2 protein-coding genes are annotated in these 1,462 nt (G+C 25.9%); both read right to left on the reverse strand.

The features are described from left to right. Window positions 1–705: hypothetical protein (locus HMPREF1871_RS04175; RefSeq protein ID WP_157058065.1), on the reverse strand; the 705-nt coding region annotated here is incomplete at its 3' end. A 12-nt stretch (window positions 706–717) separates the two neighbouring features. Further along, window positions 718–1,462, reverse strand: a 745-nt coding sequence (locus HMPREF1871_RS06285; protein WP_198145766.1) for a caspase family protein, incomplete at its 5' end; no start/stop codon positions are given.

Here is a 1,462-nt window from a genome sequence, read left to right on the forward strand (position 1 = left end):
AGTTCCATCTGATTCTTGATACCACCAGCCATTACCATTATTTATCCAAGAAGTCGTATGATTTCTGCTATATTTTTCAGCTTCCTGTAATAAATCCCATTTTGAACCAAAGTTATGATTATTTTTATAGATATCTTCTAATCTTTTTTTAAAATTATCCCTTTGATCTCCTAAATTTAATTTATCAAACATTAAAAATGTTGCTTCCTTTTCTTTTTTAAGAAGATCTTTATCTATTTTTAATAAAGAATCATAATGTTTAGATAAGTCTATGTAACTATAGTATTCATTCATTCCATCCATACCTAAAGGAAGACATGGCCAACATTTTGTGTGAAATCCATATTTTTCAAATATTTTTTGTTTATATATAGTTACTGTTTCTTTATCTGCTTGAGTTAGAATTTCTTTTAATTCTTCTTTAGACATGGTTTCTTTTATTTGATTATAATATTTTTCTACTTGTTCTTTAGGTAAGCCACATTCTCCCATTTCTAATATAGCTTTTTTTACATCACTTACTGTAATTTTTTCATATAAATGTGATTTGTATTTTTCCGGCAATATTTTATTTACTTGATAATTATTTTCTACTGAACAGAAATTTCCTTCTGAACATCCTTTTGCTAATGATGATGCTGGAAATGTTACACCTGCTAATAACATTATTGCTAGTGATGATGATATTATTTTATTTTTTTTCATTGTTTTTCCCTCCTAATATCTTGCAAAAAGAACAAAGTCTTCAAATTCTGAATATTTTTGTACATGTTGAATATTATTTAATTTTAATACTTCTTTTGTTGAATAATTATACAGCTCATTAAGTGTTACTTTTGAGTCTATATTTACGTCAGCTTCCATTTCATCAACACTATTTGTTTCTCCATCATATCCTATTCCTTTTAACCAAAAATGTGTTGCTAAACTATTTTTCATAAATTTTTTTTTGTAAGAAGATTCACTTGAACTTGATGAAGCTAAAACTATAAATTTTTTATTACAAAGTTCTCCAGCTTTTTCTTTAGAAGTTGTTAAGCCTTTAATAAATTGATTTAAGTTATTTTCTGTACCTTTATTAATAAAGTTCCCTGCATGACATGAATCAATCATTACAACAAAAACTCCTTTTTTATCTATTAAAATATCTCTTAATTCTTCTCCTGTCATACATTGATTATCACTACCTATTGCCAAAGCAGAATCTTCTTTTACTCCATGACAAGTAAAATATAAATAATTAACATCTGAATCTTTTGAATTACTAAATTCTGAATTTATTTTATTTACTACATCTTTTTTTGTATGATCTGGATAACTTACTACTCTATCAAAACTTTTGCTACCAAATTTCATTGTTCTTAATGCTTTATCCATATTAGTTACATCTTCTATTGGAACAGCATCAGTATTTGTTTCTCCAAGTATAAGAGCTTTTCTTCCTAATTCTGATTCTTTAATA

Source organism: Gemelliphila asaccharolytica, from assembly GCF_001553005.1.
Classification (GTDB): Bacteria; Bacillota; Bacilli; order Staphylococcales; family Gemellaceae; genus Gemelliphila; species Gemelliphila asaccharolytica.